We start from the raw sequence: 16,659 nt of genomic DNA, 5'->3' as shown, positions 1-16,659 counted from the left end.
CCTCCCCGCGCACCACTTCGCGCGCACCGGTCGGTCCCACTCGCCGCTCAGTCGGCGAAGATGCGCTCCCACCAGCCCAGCACCGCTTCGAAGCGCTCGATCCGGTGGCGGGGCCGGCCGCTGCGGGTGAGCTCGTGGTCCTCTCCGGGGAAGATCAGCATCTCGGACTCGACGCCCGCTCGGCGCAGCGCCGAGTAGTAGCGGGTGCCCTGCTCGAGCGGGCAGCGCAGATCCTCCTCCGAGTGGATCACGAGCGTCGGCGTGCGCACCTGGTCGGCGACCGCGAAGGCGCTCTGCCGGGCGATGTCCTCCGCGGAGGTGCCGATGTACTCGTCGCCGAAGTAGCTGCCGATGTCGCTCGTGCCCTGGAAGCTCAACGGGTCGAGGAAGCCGCGCTCGACGATCGCGCCGCGGAACCGATGGTCGTGGGCGATCGTCCATGCGGTGAGGTAGCCGCCGTAGGAGCCGCCCATGATCCCCAGCCGCTCGCGATCGAGCCGGGCGTCGGCCTCGAGCGCGCCCTCGAGCAGGTCGATCACGTCCTCGAAGTCCACCGTCCCGAAGGCCCGACGGACCGCCCGACCATGCTCCCGACCGTAGCCCGCGGATCCGCGCGGGTTGCCGTGGACCACGGCGATCCCCGACGCGACGAGGGTCTGCACCTCGTCGAAGACGGACACGCCGTAGGCAGCGTGCGGGCCCCCGTGGATCATCAGCACCGTCGGGAAGGGCCCCTCGCCCTCGGGGGTCGTGACCCAGCCGTGCACCGGATACCCGGAGCGGCCCTCGAGCTCGAGCTCGCGCGGCGACGCCAGTCCGACCTGCCGCAGCGGCTCTCCGGTGTCCACGAGCGCCTCCGCGGCCGACGGGCCCGGTGATCCGAGCAGGACGAGGCGACCCGGGGAGTCCGGGGCCGTGAGCGCCGCGAGGACGCGATCGCCGTCGGCAGTGCGGACGGCGTCGGCACCCGTGACCTGGACGTCTCCGTCCAGGAGCGTCGTCGTGCGCCCCTCCCGGTCGACGCGCAGCAGATGCGCGCGGCCCCGCGTCAGGGCGGCGACGATGGCCTCGTCGTCGAGCGCGATCGGGCCGACGCCGGGCCCGGCCACGTCATGCAGCTCAGGGTCGGTGAGACGGCGGGGAGCCGCGAAGCCCCTGCCCTCGCCGTCGGCCTGGCCGTCGGACTCGAGCGGATCGAGGATCCACAGCGCCGCGTCCGGGGCGACGAAGTCGCGGCCCTCGGCGGGAGTCGAGGCGATCATGAGGATCGCGCCGTCGGACGCCACCGCGAGATCCTGGATCGCGAAGCCGTCCTCGGCCGACAGCAGGACGGTCTCGTCCTCGCCGTCCAGCGGGATCGACACCAGCTGGGTGCGCAGGTCACGACGGTCGGACTCGAACTCCTCGCGGATCGCGAGGACGGCCCAGCCGTCCGCGGTGAAGGCGGCCGACGAGTGCTCGGCGCCCTCCTCGGTCAGCTGCAGCGGCTCCGTGGGCAGCAGGGCGGGGGCGGCCGGCGTGCCGTCGGGCTGCGGGGCCGACGGGTATGCGGGCTCGTCCTCGAGCGAGGGGACGTCCAGGACGAACACCTGGGTGGTGCGGTCGGTCGCATAGCCGAGGCCGTTGGCGCTCCAGCGGACGCTCGTGATGCGGCGCGGGGACTCGGCCGCGGCATCCAGCCCCTCGACGCTCCCGTACCGACCAGGTTCAGGCACCCGCGCGAGCATGACCAGCTGCGATGCATCCGGCGCCCAGCTGAACGCCGACACGCCGAGCGGCTCGTCCGTCAGCCTCAGGGGCTCACCGCCGCGGGCGTCGAGCAGATGCAGCTGGGGACGGTCGCGCCCGTCGGGTCGCAGGAAGGCGATGGTCTCCCCGTCGGGCGAGACCTGCGGGGCGGTGTCGTGGATGCCGCGCGTGAGGCGGTGCGGCTCCGGAGCCTGCGAGGCCCCGTCCGATCCGTGGGACCCGTCGGATCCCGAGGGCGGCAGGTCCAGGCGCCAGATCTGTCCGACGGCGCGGTCGGCGCGCAGGTCGGGACGGGAGGACGCGTAGACGGCGAAGGAGCCGTCCGGGGCGAGGGACGGGCGTGAGAGGGCTGTCAGCAGCTCGATATCGGTGGGCTCCATGACCGCACGCTATCGGCCTGTGATCCCCCGCGCACGTCGACAGGCCCCCTGGCCGGGGTCCGCGCCGCCGGGTAGGGTTGGACGGTCCGTGACATGCGCCGCCGGTGCGATGTCGCGGATGGCATGAACCCTCCTGCCACGGAGAGACCGTGGCCGCAGAGACCACAGGAGGTGGGTACCAGAACATGCGCGCTTACGAAATGGTCGTGATCCTCGACCCGTCCGTCGATGAGCGGACCGTCAGCGGGACCTTCGAGAAGCTCGTCCAGGTCGTTCCGACCGAGGGCGGCACCATCGACAACGTCGACGTCTGGGGCAAGCGGAAGTTCGCCTACGAGATCGACAAGAAGTCCGAGGGCATCTACATCGTCCTGAACTTCACCGCGAACCCCGCCACCGCTCAGGAGCTCGACCGCCAGCTCGGCCTCAACGAGTCCGTCCTGCGCACCAAGCTCATGCGAGCCGACGCCAAGTGATCGTCGGGGGCTCCGCACCGCTCGTCGGCGCGGCGCCCCGCACACGGTCCGGCGCCTGAGGGCCCGGACCCCATCGCCGGCCGGACGGCCTCCCGGTCGTCGGCCATCACGCACCATCCATCCGACCTCGGAGCACAGGAGCATCCATGGCGAATGACACCGTCATCACGGTGATCGGCAACCTCACCGCCGACCCCGAGCTGCGTTTCACGCAGTCCGGTCTGGCAGTGGCGTCGTTCACCGTCGCGTCGACCCCCCGCACATTCGACCGTCAGGCGAACGAGTGGAAGGACGGCGAGGCACTGTTCCTGCGCTGCTCGATCTGGCGCGATGCCGCCGAGAACGTGGCCGAGTCCCTTGAGAAGGGCGCGCGCGTCATCGTGCAGGGCCGTCTCAAGCAGCGCTCGTACACCGATCGCGAGGGCAACCAGCGCACCTCCATCGAGCTCGACGTCGAGGAGATCGGCGCCTCCCTCCGCTACGCCACCGCGAAGCCCACCAAGGTGCAGCGCGGAGGCGGTCGCGGCGGCTTCGGCGGCGGCAACCAGGGTGGTCAGCAGGGCGGCGGCTTCGGCGGCGGCCAGCAGGGCGGCGGCTTCGGCGGCGCCCCGCAGGGCGGCGGCCAGGGCGGCCAGGGCGGATACGGCGGCGCACCTCAGGGTGCGGGCGCCGACCCGTGGGCCGGCGGCGGCAACCAGGGCGGGTACGACGACCCGCCCTTCTGATCGGGATCCGGGGATCGCCCCGGACAGCGGAGCGCCGAGAGGCGATCGTCCGCAGGGCTCCTAGCCCGCACCGATCCAACGAATCATCCATTCCATCCCGGGTGCATGCCCGGGCTCCCTTTAGGAAGAAGGAGCACCACGATGGCCAAGCCTGTTCTTCGCAAGCCGAAGAAGAAGCAGAACCCTCTGAAGGCCGCAGGCCTCGAGACGGTCGACTACAAGGACGCCGCGCTGCTGCGCAAGTTCATCTCCGACCGCGGCAAGATCCGCGCCCGTCGGGTCACCGGCGTCTCCGTCCAGGAGCAGCGCAAGATCGCCAAGGCCGTGAAGAACGCCCGCGAGATCGCCCTGCTGCCCTACTCGACCTCCGGTCGCTGAGCGAGGAAGGGAAGCACATGACCACCAAGCTCATCCTCACCAACGAGGTCACCGGCCTCGGCACCGCCGGCGATGTCGTCGAGGTCAAGGACGGCTACGCGCGCAACTACCTGCTGCCGCGCCACCTGGCCACCCCGTGGACCGACGGCGGCCAGCGCCAGCTCGATCAGATCCGTGCCGCCCGCGGCAAGCGCGCGATCGCCAGCATCGAGGAGGCGCAGTCCCTGAAGGCCACCCTGGAGTCGAAGCCGATCGTCGTCGCCGAGCGCGCCGGCGACAACGGCCGCCTCTTCGGCGCCGTGACCTCCAAGGAGATCGCCGAGGGCGTCAAGGTCGCGTTCGAGAAGGACATCGACCGCCGTGGCGTCGAGTTCCCCGCGCCGATCAAGGCCCTGGGCGAGCACAAGGCCACCGTGCGCCTGCACGACGACATCTTCGCGAACCTGACCGTGCAGGTCGTCGCCGCGAAGGGCGTCAAGGCCTGATCTGCTCGGGCCTGACCGACGTGCTGCGAGGCACGAGCGGTAGGAGGTCGGGCGGTTCTGCTCGGGCCTGACCGACGTGCTGCGCTGATCGGTCCGTCCGACTGATGCAGGAGCGCCCCGCACCCTTGTGGTGCGGGGCGCTCCTGCATGTCCGGGGACCGTCGGCGATGGCCCACCGGTGATGGTCCATCGATGGTGGGTGGAGCCACCGGAAGTTCATCGGCGGTTCCATTCCGGGTACGGCAGTCTCGTAATTCGTGGTCATGTGCGGGCGCTTTCCTTTCCGGGAACGGCATTCACGAAACTGCTCCGGAAGGATCTGCCCTGCGTGCCCGCGCACTCTCCGCACTCGGCGTCATCGCCCTCGGTGCCGCTGCCCTGTCGGGCCGCTCCGTCGGCGCCGCCGATGCCTCATCGGACGATGCGATCACCCTTGCCATGACGCCGCTGGGCGACGATCCGACAGCGCAGAACCCCCATCGAGGCCTTCGCGCGGATCCTCGAGGAGGAGTCGGGGCGCGAGGTGGAGATCGTCGACGTCCCGGACTGCACCGCGGTCGTCGAGGCCCTGCGCAACCATCATGTCGACATCGGCTTCATGAGCGGCTTCCCCTCCGCCCTCGCCGTGAGCACCGGCGAGGGCGACTCCCCCGTCGCCCGGCCGGGGAGCTACGCCCGCACCGGCGAGAACTCCGACGCGATCATGGAACGGATCTCTCCGCTGATCGGCCCTCTCATGGCCTGGCTCGGCATGGACCTGGATGCCGCCGCACGGGCCGCCTCGACGGGCCGCGGCTTCTCCACAGCCCCCATGCAGGGCCTCATCGCGGAGATGACCGAGCGGCACGGCGACCCCCTCGCCCCGTTACCTTGTGAGCACCCCGATGGACGGGGTCTGGTCGCTCGGCCGGGTATGGCTTTGTTGCCCTGCCATCAATGGTCCGGGGGGTGTTGCCGCCCGGTCGAGAGACACGCGTTGACCGCTGATAGGGACACGGCCCAGCACTGCTGAGGTCTCTTTGTAACGTGGGTGCCGGCTTCGGGTGTCGAGACTGCGACCAGCGATGATGCTCCAGGGAAGGACAGCATCATGCAGACACGATTCTCGGTCGTCGTCGGCTTGGACGTCGGGAAGACAGCTCACCACGCGTGCGCTCTCGACCCGGAGGGGAACAAGCTGTTCGACAAGCCTCTCCCGCAGGACGAGACCAGACTCCGCGAGCTGTTCACCCAGCTGCAGAACCACGGCGAAGTGTTGATGGTCGTCGATCAGCCCAACACCATCGGAGCGCTGCCGATCGCGGTCGCCCGCGACTCCGGTTGCGCGGTCGCCTACCTGCCGGGACTGGCGATGCGGAAGGCCGCAGACCTCTATCCAGGCAGGTCAAAGACCGATGCGCGGGACGCGTTCATCATCGCCGATACGGCCCGCACCATGCCCCACACGCTGCGGCGGGTCGATCGAGACAGCGAGGTCCTCTCCGCGTTGAAGGTCCTCGCCGGGTTCGATGAGGACCTCGCCCACGAGACCACGCGGGCGCTGAACCGGATCCGGTCACTGCTGACGCAGATCCATCCCGCGCTCGAGCGCGTCTTTGCCGGCGGCAGCCTCGCCACCGGGCTCGTGCTGGACCTGCTGGAGAAGTTCGGCGGCCCCACCGGGCTCACGACCGCAGGCCGGGCCAGGGTTCTGCGGTTCGCTCGCTCCCATTCGCGCCGCGATCCCGCAGCGCTGATCGACCGGATCTTCACCGCGCTGGGCGAGCAGACAGTCGTCGTTCCGGCGACCGCGGCAGTGGAGCTCGTGATCCCCAGAGTCGCTGGTCAGGTGAAGGAACTGAAGGAACAGCGGGCGACGGTGGCGCGGGAGGTCGAGGCCATGCTGGAGGACTTCCCTCTCGCCTCGGTCTTGATGAGCATGCCGGGGATCGGCATCAAGACCGCCGCTCAGATCCTCCTGGCCATCGGCGACGGTTCTGCATTCGAAAGCGCCGGCCACCTCGCGGCCTATGCCGGGATCGCGCCGGTCACGCGAAGATCCGGGACCTCGATCCGCGGAGAGTTCCCCGCGCGTTCGGGCAACAAGCGGCTCAAGAACGCGCTGTTCTACTCCGCCTGGGTCGCCTCGAATCACGACCCAGTCTCGAGGGCCTACTACGATCGCAAACGCGCCGAGGGCAAGCGCCACAACGCCGCCGTGATCTGCCTGGCCCGCCGCCGCTGCAACGTCATCTTCGCGATGCTCCGCGACGGCACCTACTACCAGCCACCGACCACCGCCCCTACACCCGAGCCGGCCGCTCTCGCGGCTTGACTCGGAACATAGGGACACCCCTCCGCGCGGCCGGGCTCAGCGATGCCCTCGTCGAGCGTCTCCGGGAGCGTGCGATCGCCCGATGAGCAGATCGACCTCCCCTGTGTGGGAGAGCGGCGCTCGACGGAGCGGCGCCCCGGAGCCCGACGCGGCACCTCCCCGGCGCGGCCCCGGGCGCCCCCGCACGGCGGGCCACGACGAGAGGATCCTCCAGGCCGCCAGCGAGCTGCTCGACCGTGGGGAGGAGGTCACGGTGGGTCGCGTCGTCGAGCTCAGCGGCGTCAGCCGAGCGGGGCTGTACCGGCGCTGGCCCAGCATGACCGATCTGATCGCCGCCGCCCTGGACCTGGGGCGCGAGGTCCCGAGGATCGCTCTGGACGACGACCTCGTCGGCGCTCTGCTGCGCGGATACACCGAGAGCTCAGATCCGGGGGCGGCGGATGGGGGCCGCTTCCGGCTGCGGATCCGCCTGGCCATGACGGACCGGAAGCTGGGCCGGGCCTACTGGCGATCCCATGTCGCCCGGCGTCGCGAGGGCATCGCGAGGCTGCTCACGGAGGGGATCCGCCGCGGTGAGCTGCGACGGGACCTGGACGTGGACGCCTGCATCGATCTGATGAACGGCGTCTTCTATTACCAGATCGTCGTGCGCGGGGCGAGCCTCACGGATCCTGTCGCAGTCGCACGCTGTCGCAGTGCCCTCGTCGTCGCCCTCCGAGGCATGCTCGTCGACCCGGCGCGAGCCGACGCCCTCGCCCAGCCGGAGGAGCCGTCGCCGTTCCGGTGACGGGCTCGTCGGGCTGGGCTGGGCGACCGACGGTCAGGCCTCGTCGCCGGTGGTGATGGCCTCCGCCTCGGACTGCGCGTCCAGATGATGCTGGCCGACGGAGCCCAGATGACGTCGGCCCAGCAGCAGCATGACGATCGCGATGGCGATCGAGAGCGCGCCGAACTCGTACGGGGCGGCGGCACCGAGAGCGGTGGAGATGGGGCCGGCGACAGCAGGGGCGACCGCACCGCCGAGGAAGCGCACACCGGAGTAGGCCGAGCTGGCGACGCCCCGGGGCAGGTCGGTGGCCTCCATGACGGTCTCGGTGAGCGCCGTGTTCAGCACGCCCAGCAGGAGGCCTCCCGCCACGATGCAGACGATCATCGGCACCATCGAGGTGTGGACGAGGGCGAGGGCGAGCATCACCGCGGTCAGCAGGGCGAGCGAACCGACCAGCGTCGGGATCAGGCCCAGACGACGGGTCAGGATGGGGGCGACGAGCACCGAGGTGATCGCGAGGGCGAGGCCCCAGCCGAAGAAGACCCAGCCGATCTCCATCGCCCCGAACTCGCTGCCCTGCGCGGCGGCAGCCGCCTCGAGCGGGTACGGCGAGTAGGCCAGCAGGATGAAGAAGCCGAAGTTGTAGAACAGAGCCGTGAGGGCGAGGGCCCGCAGAGCAGGGTGCCCGAGAGCCTTGAGCGAGGCGAGCGGCGAGACGCGGGCGGGAGCGGGCTCGCGGCGCAGCAGTGCGGTGATCGCGATGAACCCGATGCCCATCAGCACGGCGGTCCCGGCGAAGGGTGCACGCCAGGAGACCGTCCCCAGCAGACCGCCCAGCAGCGGGCCGACGGCGAGTCCGAGCCCGAGCGCCGCCTCATAGAGGATGATCGCGCTCGCGCTCGACCCGGCGGTCGCGCCGACGATCGCTGCGAGGGCCGTCGAGATGAACAGCGCGTTGCCGAGACCCCAGCCCGCGCGCAGGCCGATGATCTCGCCCACCGAACCGGAGGCGGCGCACAGGGCGGCGAAGACGACCACGAGCGCGAGACCCGCCAGCAGCGTGCGCTTCACCCCCAGGCGCGAGGACGCCCAGCTGGTGAAGAACATGGCGATCGCCGTGATGAACAGGTAGCTCGTGAACAGGAGCATCGTCTGCGACGGGGTCGCGTCGAGCTCGGCGGAGATCGCCGGGAGGATCGGGTCCACCAGACCGATGCCCATGAAGGACACGGTCGCGGCGAAGGCGATCGCCCACACCGCGCGGGGCTGGTGGAAGGCGTCGGCCAGCAGCGATCCGCTGCGGGCGGGCGCGTCGTCGGCCGTGGGCTCGGCGGTTGCGGACCCGGCGGTCGCGGACCCGGCGGTTACGGGCTCGACGGTCACGGGCTCGGCGGTCGCGGACTCGGCGGTCGTGTGGGGCGAGGAGGACGGGGCTGAGGTGGTTCTCATGCGCGGGGAGATGCTCCTTCTGCGGTGTCGATGATGCGGCGGAGGATGTCGGCGGCGGCCTCGAGGGTCGCGCGATCGTCCTCCGGGACGTCCACGAGAAGCTCCGCGACGGTGTCGGCGAGGCTGGCGCGCCACGCCGTCAGACGCTCCCGCCCGTAGGGGGTGAGGGCGACGAGGGTGGAGCGGGCGTCCTCAGGGTCCGGACGGCGGGAGACGATCCCCTCCGCCTCGAGCCTCTGGACGGTGGCCGTGGCGGTTGGCCGGGCGACCTGCTCGTGGACGGCGATCTCCGAGAGCCGCATCTCGCCTCGGCGCTCGAGCGTCGCGGTGATGCGCCACGGCACGGCGGAGACGCCCACGTCGGCCCGACGAGTCGACAGTCGGGCGAACTGGCTGCAGGCCAGGACGAGGGCGAGGGCGGGATCGGAGGAGGTCACGGTCGGCCACTGTAGTTAGGGAAGCTAACTACTGCAAGGGGGTGGAGCCGATGGAGATCTCCGGAACACCCGCTCATGATGCGTGACGACGGCGCCCGTCGGGGCCGCGCTGGTCCCGCTCGCGCTGGTCTTGCTCGCGCTGGTCCCGACCGCGCTGGTCTTGCCCGCGCCGGTCCCGCCCGCGCCGGTCCCGCCCGCGCCGCTCTGTGCGGATTACGCTCGGGCAGGGTGAGCACCCCACCCCCTGACTCCTCGAGCACGCACACCGGAGCATCGTCAGCCCCATCGGGACCGTCGGCCGCCGATCCCGCCGATCCCGCCGATCCCGCCGATCCCGCCGTCGCGCCCGCGTCCGAGCACACGCTCGCCCGCTCCCTCGGCCATGGGCAGATGGCGATGATCGCCATGGGCTCGGCCCTCGGCACCGGCCTGTTCCTCGGCTCCGGCGAGGCCATCGGCTACGCCGGCCCGGCGACCATCCTGTCCTTCGCGATCGGTTCTCTGATCGCCGCCACGATCGCCCTCGCGATGGGCGAGATGGCCTCCCGCCATCCCGTGCGCGGAGGCTTCGGCACCCTCGCCGCCCGCTACCTCTCCCCCTACTGGGGCTACCTCTCGCGCTGGCTGTACTGGATCGTGACCGTCGGCGTCACCGGCACCGAGCTCGTCGCCTGTGCCTCCTACCTCGCGTACTGGTTCCCGGCAGTGCCCGTCTGGGCGGGGATCCTTCTGTTCGCTGCGATCATCGTGGCGATCAACCTCGCGAGCGTCGGCTCGTTCGGCATCGTCGAGTTCGCCCTGAGCTCCATCAAGGTCATCGCGGTGCTCGTCTTCATCCTGATCGGGCTGTTCCTCGTCCTCTTCGGCATGCCCGGCCAGAGCGCACCCGGGCTGACGCTGCTCACCTCCGACGGCGGCTTCATGCCCATGGGCTGGTCCTCCGTCTGGGTGGCGCTGTCCGTGGTCATGTTCTCCTTCGGCGGCATCGAGCTGCTCTCGATCACCGCTGCCGAGGCGAAGGACCCGGCACGCTCCATCCGCACCGCGGCCCGCACCACGATCGTGCGCCTGGCGTTCTTCTACGTGCTCTGCATCGGCATCGTGCTCGCCCTCGTCCCATGGCGCGAGGCCGCCTCGACCGGCGAGGACGTGGCGACCTCGCCCTTCGTCATGGTCTTCGACCGCATCGGCGTGCCCGGAGCGGCCTCCGTGACGAACCTGCTGGTGCTGATCGCCGCACTGTCGGCCGCGAACGCGAACCTGTACGCGGGCAGCCGGATGATCCACTCGCTCGCCTCCGACCGCCTCGCCCCCCGCATCGCCGCGCACACCACGGCCCGCAGGGTCCCCGTCGTCGGGATCGCGCTGAGCTCCCTCGGCATCGTGTGCGCCGCGGCTCTCGCGTTCAGCGGCGTGGGAGGAGTGTTCGGCTACATGATGAGCCTCGTCGTCTTCGCCGTGATCACCGTGTGGATGCTGATCCTCATCACCTACATCGCCTTCCGTCGCTCCGGCATCGAGGGCGCCACCTTCCGGATGCCGGGCGGGATCGCCACCGCATGCGTCGGCATCGTCGGCCTGCTCGCGGTCTTCGCGACCGTCTTCGTCCGCGAGAGCATGCAGATCGCCGCCATGGTCGGCATCCCCGCGGTGATCGTCGCGACCGTCCTGTACATCGCCGTCGGACGCCGACGGATCGATCAGGCCGAGATCGAGGACGCCTTCCAGGAGGCGGAGACCATGCGGTGATCGCCCGGTAGATTCGACGTCATGTTCGGAACATCGAAGCGGCAGCAGCAGGAGATCGACAGCCTGAGGGCGAGGAACAGGGAGCTCGAGGGACTCGTCGGCGAGCTCGCGCGGCGTGCCGGTGTCGGCGAGGCGGAGCTCTTCGCCCTGCGTGGCCGCGCCGATGCGGGGATCACGCCCCAGATCGAGCAGGAGCTCGCGCGCGGCAACAAGATCATGGCGATCAAGCTCTACCGCGAAGGGACCGGCGTCGGCCTCAAGGAGGCGAAGGACGCCATCGACGACCTCGACCGCAGGACCCGAGGCCCCCTGGGGTGACTGCGGCGCCCCTCGGTCCGCTCAGCACGATGGGCTGGACCGGGTGGCGACCTCGGGGCTGGCAGCGGCGTGGCGTGCGTTACGTTGGCGCGCCTCGGTTTGGTCGGGGTGTTCTCGCAGGGTAACCTGAGGGAACCTTCGGCGTTGGTGTGTACGATCCTGGTGTCGAAGATATGCGCGAGTGGCGGAATAGGCAGACGCGCACGGTTCAGGTCCGTGTGCCCGAAAGGGCGTGGGGGTTCAACTCCCCCCTCGCGCACCGCATGCAGTGGATGGAGCCCCGTCCGGAGAGATCCGGACGGGGCTTCCGTCATTCCACGAACGGCGGTCGTCTGGGCCGGGACTGCCCGCAGCGTGGCCTGCGCGGGGTGGGCCTGCTGGGGGTGGGCCTGTTGGGGGTGGGCCTGTTGGGGGTGGGCAGTGTCCGTCTACCGTCGCTTGAAACGTCTTCGAGCGGTGGTAGACGGACACTGCTCGTTCGTGAGGGGTGAGTGCGCCGTTCGTGAGGGGTGAAGTGCGCCGACGATCGGAAGTCCGGGGTGACTGAAGAGTCCGCCGTGCTCGTCAGAGGCCGCAGTGCTCGTCGGGGTCGGCGAGCCGTGTTCGTCGGGGGAGTGTCCGTCTACCACCGCTGGAAGCGTGTCTGAGCGGTGGTAGACGGACACTGCTCGCTCTCAGGCCGGCTCGCTCTCAGGCCGGCTCGCTCTTGCGCCGGCTCGCTCTCAGGCCGGCTCGCTCTCAGGCCGGCTCGCCTGAACATCGCGGATGCGACGCCGGTGGTCAGTTCGAGGTGCCCTCCAGTACGGTCGCGAGGATCTTCCGCGTGCGCTCGACGATGTCGTCGTAGGCCGTATCCTCGCCGTCTCCGGATGCGAAGTCTCCGACCGCCTCGCTGCCGGATGCCCCTCCCTCGCCGGACGCGCTGCGGCGGGACTCCTCCTCGGAGAGATGGCCGATGGCGCGGACCACGCCGGCGATGAGGTTCGTGACCATCACGGCGACGGGCTCCACCTCGTCCTCGGGGAGCTCAGGATGCTCGGTGCGCACCCGCAGCTGGATGATCTCCCCCAGCTCCTCCTCCAGCTCGAAGATGCGCTGCATCTGCGCCATCAGCAGGGCGGGGTGGGTGCCGATGACACGCATGCGCTCGGCGAAGGGGACGGGGGAGTCGTTCGGCGGGGGGCCCACCAGGCCGACGGCGTCCAGCAGCACGGGACCGCGGCTCACGATGAACCGTCGGGCGGCGCTCTGATCCACGCGCGGCATGTGGCGTCCCAGCAGCGCGTCCTCCTTGGCGGGGTAGTGGTTGAAGAAGGTGCGCTGGCTGATGCCCACGGCCTCGCAGATCATCGCGACGGTGACGGCGTCGTACCCGTGCTCGACCACGAGGTCGACCGCGGCCCTCTCGATGGCGTCGGCGGTGCGCTCCCCGCGACTCTTCGGAGCGCGGCTCTTTGGTGCCGGGGCGGACTTCTCTCTCATGGATCCACAGTACGGCGCGCCACACTCCGCTGGACTCAGAAAAGTGCAGCGACTAAAGTTGCAAACTGCAGTAGCTAAACCGAGCAGGAGCGGCACACCCGACGACCTGCATCCGACGGGACCCGGAGCTGTCGGGATCTGCGCACTGCCTCGTACGGAACGGAGCGCCCATGACCACCGCCGCCGCACCCATGGTGCTGACCCGACGTCGGGTCTGGACGATCTTCGCCGCCCTCCTGGCGGCGATGTTCCTCTCCAGCCTCGACCAGACCATCGTCTCCACGGCCATGCCCACGATCGTCGGCCAGCTCGGCGGCGTGGACCACCAGATGTGGATCACCACCGCCTACCTGCTCGCGACCACGATCGTCATGCCGATCTACGGCAAGTTCGGCGACCTCCTCGGCAGGCGGCACCTCTTCCTGATCGCCATCGCCTTGTTCACCGTGGCGTCCATCGGCTGCGCCGTCGCGTCGGACTTCTGGGTGTTCGTGCTCTTCCGGGGCATCCAGGGCCTCGGAGGCGGTGGTCTGATGATCCTGTCGCAGGCGATCATCGCCGACATCACCCCGGCTGACGAGCGGGGCAAGTACATGGGCGTGCTCGGCGCCGTCTTCGGAGTCTCCGCGGTCGCCGGGCCGCTGCTCGGCGGCTACTTCGTCGATCACCTGAGCTGGCACTGGGCGTTCTACATCAACATCCCCGTCGGCATCGCCGCCTTCCTCGTGGGGCTGTTCGCCCTGCGTCTGCCCTCCAAGCGAGCCACCCGGAAGATCGACGTCGCCGGGGTCGTGGCGCTGTCGATCACCACCGCCTGCCTGATCCTGTTCGCCGATTTCGGCGGGGACGACGCCTACGGCTGGGACTCCGCGACCACCTGGCTGCTGGGTGCTGGCTTCCTGGTCGCCGTGACGGTCTTCGTTCTGATCGAGGCTCGGGCCGAGGACCCGATCATCCCGCTGTCCCTCTTCCGCAACCGCCTGTTCGTGCAGTGCGCCGTGATCGGCTTCGCGCTGGGCATCGGCATGTTCTCCGTGATCGGGTTCATGCCGACGTTCCTGCAGATGGCCTCCGGGACGTCCGCCGCGCAGTCCGGTCTGCTGATGATCCCGATGATGGGCGGGATGATGGTCACGTCCATCATCTCCGGAGCCTATGTCTCCCGCACCGGTCTCTATCGGCGGGTCACGGCGGCCGGCGTGGTCGTGATGATCGGCGGGGTGCTGCTGTTCACGACCATGACGGCGCAGACCCCGATCTGGGTCATCTGCGCCTACCTGCTGGTCTTCGGTGCCGGACTCGGCCTGGTGATGCAGAACATCGTGCTGGTGGCGCAGAACGCCGTCTCCGCGAGCACCGTCGGCACCGCCACGAGCACGAACAACTACTTCCGTGAGGTCGGAGCGACGCTCGGGACCGCCGTGTTCGGGTCGGTGTTCACCACCCGACTCACCGAGCGTCTGATCGCGGTGTTCACGAGCACCGGACAGGATGCCGATCAGGCGAGCTCCTCCGCCGCCACCATCGATCCGGAGTCCCTCTCGCAGCTTCCGGATTCGGTGCGCGACGGCATCGTCGGCGCCTATGCGGATGCTCTCTCGCCGGTGTTCTGGTACGTGCTGCCGTTCCTGGTCGGCGCTCTGATCCTCGCGCTGTTCCTGCGTCAGATCCCGCTCTCGCACGAGAGCGGTCTGGTGGCCCGGGGTGAGGCCGTCCTCGGCGAGGATCTCGGTGGTCACGATCACGGATCCGAGGACTCCATCGGCTCTGACGAGGGACCCGCCGACCGTGCTGACGACGGACCCGCCGATAGTGCTGACGACGGCGGTCCTGATCAGGCGGGGGCCGGCACGGTCGCGGGAGCCTCGGCGACCACGGGTCCGGACCGGCGGATCGGAGGCTGAGTCCGGATCGGAGGCTGAGTCCTGATCGGAGGGTGAGTCCTGGTCGGAGGGCGAGTCCCGGTCAGAGGATGAACTCCAGGGGATCGAACTCGTCGATGTCGATGATGCGCACGCGCGGGAGGCGGCTGGTGAACGCTGCGACGTCGTACTCGAGGTCGAAGAACTCGATCCCGGGGATGGCCCGCAGGTCGCTGGACATGAACTCCTGGAAGCCCACGATGCCGGTGCGGCGCTCCGCGTCCTCGGCCAGGCGGGTCATCTGCGGGGCGAAGTCGCTGTCGTGGCTGACGAGCATGACGTCGGCCTCGCGCTCGACGAGCGCCTCGGCGGTGCGCTGGATCGCGATGTCCACGACCTTGCCCTCGCCGCGCAGCGGGATCGTCTTGTAGCCCAGAGCGAGCAGGGCCTGCACGAAGTTCATCGGCAGGGAGTCGCCCACGGCGAGGAAGAACAGACCGCGCACCTCCTGGCCCCAGCTCTCCGCGGCATAGGTGAGGAGCTTGTTCCAGCGGGGGCGCTCGTCGGACTGGGGACGCCGCCCCAGGACGGAGACGCCGAGGGTCGCATCGATGTTCTCGCCGTCGACGAGCAGGAAGGTCGTTCGTTCCGTCATGGGTCGACCTTACGCGCTGCGGTCGGGCCCGTCGGACGATCGGGACCCGGCAGCACGATCTCCCGGCCCGCGTCCGCGGTCGGGGTGGCGATGCCGGCGATCAGACGGGGCCAGGGGGCCGGGACGCCGACGACGCCGCTGACCCGTGCGGAGCCGTGCTCGAAGGCGCGGCCGAGGGCGCCGATGAGGGAGGCGTCCGCTCCGAGTCGGGCGGCGTCGATGCGCGGCCGCTCGACTGTCATCAGGAGGCGATGGACGTGCCAGCGCAGCGGGCCGAGCAGGACCTCGCCGGCACGGGAGAGCCCGCCGCCGACGACGACGCGCTCCGGGTCGACCGTGAGCAGCAGACCGGCCAGCCGTGGAGCGATCTCCGCGCAGAAGGCGTCGACCTCGGCGATCGCAGCGGCGTCGCCGTCGGCGGCGCGGCGCAGCAGGGGCTCCGCCAGGTCGCCCGTGGACCAGCGCAGACGTCCGCGCTCCGAGGTCGACGTCCAGCGCATGCCGCGCTGGATGCCGAGCTCCCCGGCCTGCCGATGTGCTCCCTGCAGGATCCGGCCGTCGAGGATGAGCGCGACCGAGATGCGGTGGCCGATCTGCACCAGCACCGTGTCCGACGCGGCGGGATCGAGGTGGTGCTCGGCGTAGGCGGCGAGCTTGATGTCGTTCTCCAGCGTGACGGGGCACCCGAACCGCTCCTCGAGCATCCCGACGAGATCGAGGCCGACGAGGCGGGGTGCGGCGAGGCTCTGGGCGATCCGCCCGTCGGCCCCGAGGATTCCGGGAACGGCGATCGCGACCGACGACGGTGCGCCCCGGACGGCAGCGGCATCGGTCGCGCGCGGCAGGTCGGGCTCCGGATCGCAGACCCTCTCGATGGCCCGGACGATCCCCTCGACGCCGGCCCCGTCCTGTCCGCTGGGCTCGTCCTGTCCGTCGGGCACGTCCGTCGGGTCCTGCAGGGACCCGACCTCCACGGAGGTCCTGCTCAGGATGGTGCCGGAGGCGTCGGCGCGCAGGGCGCCGACGGATCTCGCGCCGACGTCGACCGCGACCGCGCTCGCCGCATGGGGTGCGAAGGCGAAGCGTCGGGCGGGCCTGCCCGGGGCGGTGGCGGGCACGCCCGGAGCGGTCTGGTCCTCGCGCGCGGCAGGGGATACCAGCCCCGTGGTGACCAGGTCCGCGAGCACCGCGTCGACCGTCGGCCGAGAGAGCCCGGTGGCGGAGGCCAGCTCGGAGACGGAGGACGCCCCGGGCACCCCGGCTGCACCGTCGCGTCCGTCGCGCAGGGCGAGCAGGCAGGCGCGGGCGTTCGCCTCGCGCAGGGCGGATCCGGCGCGATCAGGCGTGGTCATGGGCCTCCCCGGGTGCGGCGGTGCGCTGCGGCCCGGCGATTCTGAAACCGGGTTGCACAATGAGGAGCGAGTCTTCCGC

16 protein-coding genes and 1 tRNA gene are annotated in these 16,659 nt (G+C 70.4%); 11 read left to right on the top strand and 6 right to left on the bottom strand.

Annotated features, from left to right (window positions below; all coding sequences use genetic code 11):
- Positions 1-47: 47 nt before the first annotated feature.
- A complete protein-coding gene (locus ACZ5AJ_RS13855) occupies positions 48-2,129 on the bottom strand; it encodes a S9 family peptidase (protein ID WP_464135624.1) in 2,082 nt (693 codons plus the stop codon).
- Positions 2,130-2,314: 185 nt separating this feature from the next.
- Here ACZ5AJ_RS13855 and rpsF point away from each other — a divergent pair, with 185 nt between their 5' ends.
- From rpsF to ACZ5AJ_RS13820, 7 genes are all read left to right on the top strand, one after another.
- Positions 2,315-2,605, top strand: coding sequence for a 30S ribosomal protein S6 (rpsF, locus tag ACZ5AJ_RS13850; RefSeq protein WP_464135623.1), 291 nt, complete (start codon positions 2,315-2,317; stop codon positions 2,603-2,605).
- A 146-nt stretch (positions 2,606-2,751) separates the two neighbouring features.
- Entirely contained in the window at positions 2,752-3,330 is a 579-nt protein-coding gene (locus ACZ5AJ_RS13845; RefSeq protein WP_464135622.1) for a single-stranded DNA-binding protein, read from the top strand.
- A gap of 141 nt (positions 3,331-3,471) precedes the next feature.
- A complete protein-coding gene (gene rpsR / locus ACZ5AJ_RS13840) occupies positions 3,472-3,708 on the top strand; it encodes a 30S ribosomal protein S18 (RefSeq protein WP_010533203.1) in 237 nt (78 codons plus the stop codon).
- A 17-nt stretch (positions 3,709-3,725) separates the two neighbouring features.
- A complete protein-coding gene (rplI, locus tag ACZ5AJ_RS13835; protein ID WP_464135621.1) occupies positions 3,726-4,193 on the top strand; it encodes a 50S ribosomal protein L9 in 468 nt (155 codons plus the stop codon).
- Positions 4,194-4,716: 523 nt separating this feature from the next.
- Complete coding sequence (locus ACZ5AJ_RS13830) at positions 4,717-5,205, top strand: hypothetical protein (RefSeq protein WP_464135620.1); 489 nt, start codon at positions 4,717-4,719, stop codon at positions 5,203-5,205.
- A gap of 78 nt (positions 5,206-5,283) precedes the next feature.
- Positions 5,284-6,507: an IS110 family RNA-guided transposase gene (locus ACZ5AJ_RS13825; protein ID WP_464135618.1), complete on the top strand. Its 1,224-nt coding sequence runs from the start codon at positions 5,284-5,286 to the stop codon at positions 6,505-6,507.
- 82 nt (positions 6,508-6,589) lie between these two features.
- Positions 6,590-7,294: a TetR/AcrR family transcriptional regulator gene (locus ACZ5AJ_RS13820; RefSeq protein ID WP_464135617.1), complete on the top strand. Its 705-nt coding sequence runs from the start codon at positions 6,590-6,592 to the stop codon at positions 7,292-7,294.
- A 33-nt stretch (positions 7,295-7,327) separates the two neighbouring features.
- Here ACZ5AJ_RS13820 and ACZ5AJ_RS13815 read toward each other — a convergent pair whose 3' ends face one another.
- The gene (locus ACZ5AJ_RS13815; RefSeq protein ID WP_464135616.1) at positions 7,328-8,725 is read right to left on the bottom strand and encodes an MFS transporter; all 1,398 of its coding nucleotides are present in this window, start codon (positions 8,723-8,725) and stop codon (positions 7,328-7,330) included.
- Positions 8,722-9,162 carry a MarR family winged helix-turn-helix transcriptional regulator gene (locus ACZ5AJ_RS13810; protein ID WP_464135615.1) on the bottom strand — a complete coding sequence of 147 codons (441 nt, stop codon included), beginning with the start codon at positions 9,160-9,162 and terminating at the stop codon, positions 8,722-8,724. Before ACZ5AJ_RS13810 ends, ACZ5AJ_RS13815 begins: the two co-directional genes overlap by 4 nt.
- Positions 9,163-9,552: 390 nt before the next feature.
- Here ACZ5AJ_RS13810 and ACZ5AJ_RS13805 point away from each other — a divergent pair, with 390 nt between their 5' ends.
- From ACZ5AJ_RS13805 to ACZ5AJ_RS13795, 3 genes are all read left to right on the top strand, one after another.
- Positions 9,553-10,911, top strand: coding sequence for an amino acid permease (locus tag ACZ5AJ_RS13805; RefSeq protein ID WP_464138775.1), 1,359 nt, complete (start codon positions 9,553-9,555; stop codon positions 10,909-10,911).
- Positions 10,912-10,932: 21 nt separating this feature from the next.
- The gene (locus tag ACZ5AJ_RS13800) at positions 10,933-11,229 is read left to right on the top strand and encodes a ribosomal protein L7/L12 (RefSeq protein WP_464135614.1); all 297 of its coding nucleotides are present in this window, start codon (positions 10,933-10,935) and stop codon (positions 11,227-11,229) included.
- Positions 11,230-11,404: 175 nt separating this feature from the next.
- A tRNA-Leu gene (locus tag ACZ5AJ_RS13795) sits at positions 11,405-11,488 on the top strand.
- Positions 11,489-12,009: 521 nt separating this feature from the next.
- Here the strand turns inward: ACZ5AJ_RS13795 and ACZ5AJ_RS13790 are convergent.
- The gene (locus ACZ5AJ_RS13790; protein ID WP_464135613.1) at positions 12,010-12,711 is read right to left on the bottom strand and encodes a TetR/AcrR family transcriptional regulator; all 702 of its coding nucleotides are present in this window, start codon (positions 12,709-12,711) and stop codon (positions 12,010-12,012) included.
- A 170-nt stretch (positions 12,712-12,881) separates the two neighbouring features.
- Between ACZ5AJ_RS13790 and ACZ5AJ_RS13785 the strand changes: the two genes are divergently transcribed.
- Positions 12,882-14,615 (top strand): MDR family MFS transporter, encoded by a 1,734-nt coding sequence (locus ACZ5AJ_RS13785; protein ID WP_464135612.1) that lies wholly within the window; start codon positions 12,882-12,884, stop codon positions 14,613-14,615.
- 61 nt (positions 14,616-14,676) lie between these two features.
- Here ACZ5AJ_RS13785 and ACZ5AJ_RS13780 read toward each other — a convergent pair whose 3' ends face one another.
- A complete protein-coding gene (locus ACZ5AJ_RS13780; protein WP_464135611.1) occupies positions 14,677-15,228 on the bottom strand; it encodes an NYN domain-containing protein in 552 nt (183 codons plus the stop codon).
- Positions 15,225-16,580 (bottom strand): ROK family transcriptional regulator, encoded by a 1,356-nt coding sequence (locus tag ACZ5AJ_RS13775; protein WP_464135610.1) that lies wholly within the window; start codon positions 16,578-16,580, stop codon positions 15,225-15,227. Before ACZ5AJ_RS13775 ends, ACZ5AJ_RS13780 begins: the two co-directional genes overlap by 4 nt.
- Positions 16,581-16,659: the final 79 nt, after the last annotated feature.

The sequence above is a fragment of the Brachybacterium zhongshanense genome, assembly GCF_055385755.1.
This window is presented reverse-complemented; position numbering and strand designations above follow the sequence as displayed.

What these genes read in the sequence shown, in the direction of transcription:
- ACZ5AJ_RS13855 (WP_464135624.1), bottom strand. Translation starts at nt 2,129, where the DNA reads ATGGAGCCCACCGATATCGAGCTGCTGACAGCCCTCTCACGCCCGTCC.
- rpsF (WP_464135623.1), top strand. Translation starts at nt 2,315, where the DNA reads ATGCGCGCTTACGAAATGGTCGTGATCCTCGACCCGTCCGTCGATGAG.
- ACZ5AJ_RS13845 (WP_464135622.1), top strand. Translation starts at nt 2,752, where the DNA reads ATGGCGAATGACACCGTCATCACGGTGATCGGCAACCTCACCGCCGAC.
- rpsR (WP_010533203.1), top strand. Translation starts at nt 3,472, where the DNA reads ATGGCCAAGCCTGTTCTTCGCAAGCCGAAGAAGAAGCAGAACCCTCTG.
- rplI (WP_464135621.1), top strand. Translation starts at nt 3,726, where the DNA reads ATGACCACCAAGCTCATCCTCACCAACGAGGTCACCGGCCTCGGCACC.
- ACZ5AJ_RS13825 (WP_464135618.1), top strand. Translation starts at nt 5,284, where the DNA reads ATGCAGACACGATTCTCGGTCGTCGTCGGCTTGGACGTCGGGAAGACA.
- ACZ5AJ_RS13820 (WP_464135617.1), top strand. Translation starts at nt 6,590, where the DNA reads ATGAGCAGATCGACCTCCCCTGTGTGGGAGAGCGGCGCTCGACGGAGC.
- ACZ5AJ_RS13815 (WP_464135616.1), bottom strand. Translation starts at nt 8,725, where the DNA reads ATGAGAACCACCTCAGCCCCGTCCTCCTCGCCCCACACGACCGCCGAG.
- ACZ5AJ_RS13805 (WP_464138775.1), top strand. Translation starts at nt 9,553, where the DNA reads ATGGCGATGATCGCCATGGGCTCGGCCCTCGGCACCGGCCTGTTCCTC.
- ACZ5AJ_RS13800 (WP_464135614.1), top strand. Translation starts at nt 10,933, where the DNA reads ATGTTCGGAACATCGAAGCGGCAGCAGCAGGAGATCGACAGCCTGAGG.
- ACZ5AJ_RS13790 (WP_464135613.1), bottom strand. Translation starts at nt 12,711, where the DNA reads ATGAGAGAGAAGTCCGCCCCGGCACCAAAGAGCCGCGCTCCGAAGAGT.
- ACZ5AJ_RS13785 (WP_464135612.1), top strand. Translation starts at nt 12,882, where the DNA reads ATGACCACCGCCGCCGCACCCATGGTGCTGACCCGACGTCGGGTCTGG.
- ACZ5AJ_RS13780 (WP_464135611.1), bottom strand. Translation starts at nt 15,228, where the DNA reads ATGACGGAACGAACGACCTTCCTGCTCGTCGACGGCGAGAACATCGAT.
- ACZ5AJ_RS13775 (WP_464135610.1), bottom strand. Translation starts at nt 16,580, where the DNA reads ATGACCACGCCTGATCGCGCCGGATCCGCCCTGCGCGAGGCGAACGCC.